Source organism: Pseudomonas sp. JV245A, assembly GCF_032424515.1.
Lineage (GTDB): Bacteria > Pseudomonadota > Gammaproteobacteria > Pseudomonadales > Pseudomonadaceae > Aquipseudomonas > Aquipseudomonas protegens.
Genome location: NZ_VYKE01000226.1, coordinates 1 through 5,632, shown reverse-complemented (window position 1 = coordinate 5,632; position 5,632 = coordinate 1). Strand labels below are relative to the sequence as shown.

The following is a 5,632-nucleotide window of genomic DNA, read 5'->3' as shown; positions in this document are numbered from 1 at the left end:
ATCGCGAGCAAGCTCGCTCCTACAAGGGATAGATGCCCATTCAACACGGTGCCAGGCGCTCCCTTTGAAACTACCGTGACCGAGCCCTGACCATGAACAGTGAATTTCGCAAGACGCTGCCCGGCAGCCAACTGGACTATTTCGACGCCCGGGCGGCGGTCGATGCGCTTAAGCCAGGCGCCTACGACAGCCTGCCCTACACCTCCCGCGTACTGGCGGAAAACCTGGTGCGCCGCTGTGATCCGGCAACCCTCAACGCTTCCCTCGGCCAACTGATCGAACGCCGCGACGACCTGGACTTCCCCTGGTTCCCGGCCCGCGTGGTGTGCCACGACATTCTTGGCCAGACCGCACTGGTGGACCTGGCCGGCCTGCGCGACGCCATCGCCGACCAGGGCGGTGACCCGGCGCTGGTCAACCCGGTGGTGCCGACCCAGTTGATCGTCGACCACTCCCTGGCGGTGGAGTGCGGCGGTTTCGACCCGGACGCCTTCGACAAGAACCGCGCCATCGAAGACCGGCGCAACGAAGACCGGTTCCACTTCATCAACTGGACCAAGAAGGCCTTCAAGAACGTCGACGTGATCCCGCCCGGCAACGGCATCATGCACCAGATCAACCTGGAGAAAATGTCCCCGGTGATCCAGGTGCTTGATGGTGTGGCCTTTCCTGATACCTGCGTCGGCACCGACAGCCACACCCCCCACGTGGATGCGCTGGGGGTGATCGCCATCGGCGTGGGCGGCCTGGAAGCCGAGAGTGTCATGCTCGGCCGCGCCTCGTGGATGCGCCTGCCGGACATCATCGGCGTCGAGCTCACCGGCAAGCTGCAACCGGGCATCACCGCCACCGACATGGTGCTGGCGCTGACCGAGTTCCTGCGCAAGCAGAAAGTGGTGGGGGCCTGGCTGGAATTCTTTGGCGAAGGTGCCGCGGCGCTGACCCTGGGCGACCGCGCCACCATCTCCAACATGGCTCCGGAATACGGCGCCACGGCGGCGATGTTCTACATCGACCAGCAGACCATCGACTACCTCAAGCTCACCGGCCGTGAAGACGAGCAGGTGCGCCTGGTAGAGAGCTACGCCAGGCACACTGGGCTGTGGGCCGACAGCCTGAAGAGCGCACGCTACGAGCGCGGCCTGCAGTTCGACCTGTCGTCGGTGGTACGCAACATGGCCGGGCCGAGCAACCCGCACGCCCGGGTCGCCACCAGCGACCTGGCGGCCAAGGGCATCGCCGGGCAGTGGTCCGAAACCCCGGGGCAGATGCCGGACGGCGCGGTGATCATCGCCGCCATCACCAGTTGCACCAACACCAGCAACCCGCGCAACGTGATCGCCGCCGGCCTGCTGGCGCGCAACGCCAACAAGCTGGGGCTGGCCCGCAAGCCATGGGTCAAGTCGTCCCTGGCCCCGGGTTCGAAAACCGTGGCCATGTACCTGGAAGAGGCCGGCCTGGGCCATGAGCTGGAGCAACTGGGCTTTGGCGTGGTGGCTTTTGCCTGCACCACCTGCAACGGCATGTCCGGTGCCCTCGACCCGGTGATCCAGAAGGAAATCATCGACCGCGACCTGTACGCCACCGCCGTGCTCTCGGGCAACCGCAACTTCGATGGGCGCATCCACCCTTACGCCAAGCAGGCGTTCCTGGCTTCGCCGCCGCTGGTGGTGGCCTACGCCATTGCCGGCACCATCCGTTTCGATATCGAAAAGGACGTGCTGGGCCTGGACGCCAATGGCCGGGAAATCCGCCTCAAGGACATCTGGCCGAGCGACGAAGAGATCGACGCGGTGGTCAAGGCGGCGGTCAAGCCGGAGCAGTTCCGCAAGGTCTACATCCCGATGTTTGCCATCCACGAAGACACCGGCCCGAAAGTCGAGCCGCTGTATGAATGGCGCCCGCAGAGCACCTACATCCGCCGTCCGCCGTACTGGGAAGGGGCCCTGGCCGGTGAGCGCAGCCTGACCGGGATGCGCCCGCTGGCGGTGTTGCCGGACAACATCACCACCGACCACCTGTCGCCGTCCAACGCCATCATGGCGGGCAGCGCGGCCGGCGAGTACCTGGCGAAAATGGGCCTGCCGGAAGAGGACTTCAACTCCTACGCGACCCACCGTGGCGACCACTTGACCGCTCAGCGCGCGACCTTCGCCAACCCGAAACTGTTCAACGAAATGGTCCAGGAAAACGGCAAGGTCAAGCAGGGTTCCCTGGCGCGGATCGAGCCAGAAGGCAAAGTGACGCGGATGTGGGAAGCCATCGAAACCTACATGCAGCGCAAGCAGCCGCTGATCATCGTTGCCGGTGCCGACTACGGCCAGGGCTCATCCCGCGACTGGGCAGCCAAGGGCGTGCGCCTGGCGGGGGTGGAAGCCATCGTCGCCGAAGGCTTCGAACGCATCCACCGTACCAACCTGGTGGGCATGGGCGTGCTGCCGCTGGAGTTCCTCGCGGGCACCGACCGCAAGACCCTGGGTATCGATGGCACTGAAACCTACGACGTGATCGGCGCGCGCACGCCTCGGGCGCAACTGACCCTGGTGATCAACCGCAAGAACGGCGAGCGGCTCGAGGTGCCGGTGACCTGCCGCCTCGACACCGCCGAAGAGGTATCGATCTACGAGGCGGGCGGGGTGCTGCAACGCTTCGCCCAGGACTTCCTGGAATCGGCAGTAGCCAGCTAAGCAACGTACCGGGGGCGGGCCGCAAGGCGCCGCCCCCGGTCATTATCGGGACCTGAAATTCATGGCATTCGTAGCGCAGATCAAGATTCCCGCCACCTACATGCGTGGCGGCACCAGCAAGGGCGTGTTCTTCAACCTGCAGGACCTGCCCGAGGCGGCCCAACTGCCGGGCGCAGCCCGTGACGCCCTGCTGTTGCGGGTGATCGGCAGCCCCGATCCCTATGACAAGCAGATCGACGGCATGGGCGGCGCCACGTCCAGCACCAGCAAGACGGTGATCCTGTCCAGGAGCATCAAGGCCGACCACGATGTCGACTACCTGTTCGGCCAGGTGGCCATCGACAAGGCCTTTGTCGACTGGAGCGGCAACTGCGGCAACCTCTCGGCGGCAGTGGGCTCCTTCGCCATCAGCAGCGGCCTGGTGGACCCGGCGCGCATTCCGCAGAACGGCGTGGCGGTGGTGCGCATCTGGCAGGCCAATATCGGCAAGAGCATCATCGCCCACGTGCCGATCACCAACGGTGAGGTCCAGGAAACCGGCGACTTCGAGCTGGACGGCGTGACTTTCCCGGCGGCCGAAGTGCAGCTGGAGTTCCTTGACCCTGCGGCCGAGGAAGAGGGTGCGGGCGGTTCGATGTTCCCCACCGGCAACCTGGTGGACGACCTGGAAGTGCCCGGTGTCGGCACCTTCAAGGCGACCCTGATCAATGCCGGGATTCCGACGATCTTCGTCAACGCGGCAGACATCGGCTATCGCGGTACCGAGCTGCAGGGCGATATCAATGGCGACCCCAAGGCCCTGGCGATGTTCGAGACCATCCGCGCCCATGGCGCCCTGCGCATGGGCCTGATCAAACACCTGGATGAAGCCGCCCAGCGCCAGCACACGCCGAAAGTGGCCTTTGTCGCCGCGCCTGCGGACTACCAGGCCTCCAGCGGCAAGGCGATCAAGGCCGGGGACGTCGACCTGCTGGTGCGGGCCATGTCCATGGGCAAGCTGCACCACGCGATGATGGGCACCGCGGCGGTGGCCATAGGTACCGCGGCGGCGATTCCCGGGACCCTGGTCAACCTGGCGGCCGGTGGTGGCGCGCGCAGCGCGGTACGTTTCGGCCATCCCTCGGGCACCTTGCGCGTCGGCGCCGAAGCCACCCGGAGCGGCGGTGACTGGACAGTGGTCAAGGCCATCATGAGCCGCAGCGCGCGGGTGCTGATGGAAGGCTGGGTGCGAGTGCCCGGCGACAGTTTCTAGGAAGAGAAGCGCGCTGTGGAGGGGCTTGCTGTCCAGCGGGAGCAAGCTCCCTCGCCACAGCCGCTGGTTGTGATTGAATCGCTGAGCAGGCGCAGACCTGCGATGCCGTTATTGACCTGAACCTGTCACTGAGGAATCGACACCACCTACCATCCTGTACTGGAGTGAAGCGCTCATGAGCAGCAACGTTGACCTGAACAACCGTCCCGATTACGACCAGGTCCTGCAGGACATTGCCGATTACGTCCTGGATTATTCCATCGACTCCCGAGAAGCCCTCGATACCGCACGCAATTGCCTGATGGACACCCTGGGCTGCGGCCTGCTGGCCCTGCGTTTTCCCGAATGCACCAAGCACCTGGGGCCGATCGTCGAAGGTACCGTGGTGCCTTTCGGTGCCCGGGTGCCCGGCACCAGCTATCGCCTCGACCCGGTGAAGGCGGCCTGGGACATCGGCTGCATCGTGCGCTGGCTGGACTACAACGACACCTGGCTCGCGGCCGAATGGGGCCACCCCTCGGACAACCTCGGGGGAATTCTCGCGGTGGCCGATCACCTGTCACAAAAGCGCGTGGCCAATGGCGAAGCGCCGCTGACCATGAATGATGTGCTCAAGGCCATGATCATGGCCCATGAGATTCAAGGCGTGATTGCCCTGGAAAACTCCTTCAACCGTGTCGGCCTCGATCATGTGCTGCTGGTGAAAGTGGCTTCCACCGCAGTGTGCGCCAAGCTGATGGGGGCCAATCGCGAGCAGTTGCTGGCGGCACTGTCCCAGGCCTTTGTCGATGGCCAGGCGCTGCGCACCTATCGCCATGCACCCAATGCCGGTTCGCGCAAATCCTGGGCGGCGGGGGATGCCTCCAGCCGTGGGGTGCGCCTGGCGGATATCGCCCTGCGTGGCGAGATGGGCATTCCCGGCGTCCTGACGGCGCCGCAGTGGGGCTTCTATGACGTGCTGTTCAGCCATACCAACAAGGACCTGGCGCTCAAACCCGAGGGCCAGCGGCAGTTCAGCCTGAGGCAGAAATACGCCAGCTACGTGATGGAAAACGTGCTGTTCAAGATCAGTTTCCCGGCAGAATTCCATGCGCAAACGGCCTGCGAAGCGGCGGTGACCTTGCATCCTCTGGTGCGCAACCGCCTGCACGAAATCGACCGCATCGTCATCACCACCCATGAGTCAGCGATCCGCATCATTTCCAAGGTCGGGCCGCTGGCCAATGCCGCCGACCGCGACCATTGCCTGCAATACATGACCGCCGTGCCCCTGGCCTTCGGCACCCTGGTGGCCGAGCATTACGAGGACGATTTCCATGCCGCGCACCCGATCATCGATCAGTTGCGCGAGAAGATGCACATCGTCGAAGAGCCTCGCTATACCCGTGAATACCTGGAGGCCGACAAGCGTTCCATTGCCAATGCGATCCAGGTGTTCTTCAAGGACGGCTCCAGCACCGAGCAGGTCGCGGTGGAATACCCCATTGGCCACCGGCGCCGCCGCGCCGAAGGCATCCCGCTGCTGGAAGACAAGTTCAAGGCCAACCTGGCCACGCGTTTCACGGCCCAGCGTTCGACGCAGATTTTCCAGCTGTGCAAGGATCAGGCGCGGCTTGAGGCGACGCCGGTGCACCGGTTCGTCGACCTGCTGGTGATCTGAAACCCATCCTTGTAGGGGCGAGCTTGCTCGCGA

At 64.7% G+C, this 5,632-nt stretch carries 3 protein-coding genes; all 3 read left to right on the top strand.

Going from position 1 to position 5,632, the window contains the following annotated elements:
- Positions 1 to 92 precede the first annotated feature (92 nt).
- The 3 genes from acnD (at position 93) to prpD (ending at position 5,599) form a co-directional block, all read left to right on the top strand.
- Positions 93 to 2,687: a Fe/S-dependent 2-methylisocitrate dehydratase AcnD gene (acnD, locus tag F6S12_RS29230; RefSeq protein ID WP_123473753.1), complete on the top strand. Its 2,595-nt coding sequence runs from the start codon at positions 93 to 95 to the stop codon at positions 2,685 to 2,687.
- 61 nt (positions 2,688 to 2,748) lie between these two features.
- Entirely contained in the window at positions 2,749 to 3,939 is a 1,191-nt protein-coding gene (prpF, locus tag F6S12_RS29225) for a 2-methylaconitate cis-trans isomerase PrpF (protein WP_015634743.1), read from the top strand.
- Positions 3,940 to 4,114: 175 nt separating this feature from the next.
- Entirely contained in the window at positions 4,115 to 5,599 is a 1,485-nt protein-coding gene (prpD, locus tag F6S12_RS29220; RefSeq protein ID WP_161466667.1) for a 2-methylcitrate dehydratase, read from the top strand.
- Positions 5,600 to 5,632 lie beyond the last annotated feature (33 nt).

Bases quoted from the DNA above. Each gene is read 5' to 3' on its own strand.
- prpF (WP_015634743.1), top strand. From the start codon at position 2,749: ATGGCATTCGTAGCGCAGATCAAGATTCCCGCCACCTACATGCGTGGC.
- acnD (WP_123473753.1), top strand. From the start codon at position 93: ATGAACAGTGAATTTCGCAAGACGCTGCCCGGCAGCCAACTGGACTAT.
- prpD (WP_161466667.1), top strand. From the start codon at position 4,115: ATGAGCAGCAACGTTGACCTGAACAACCGTCCCGATTACGACCAGGTC.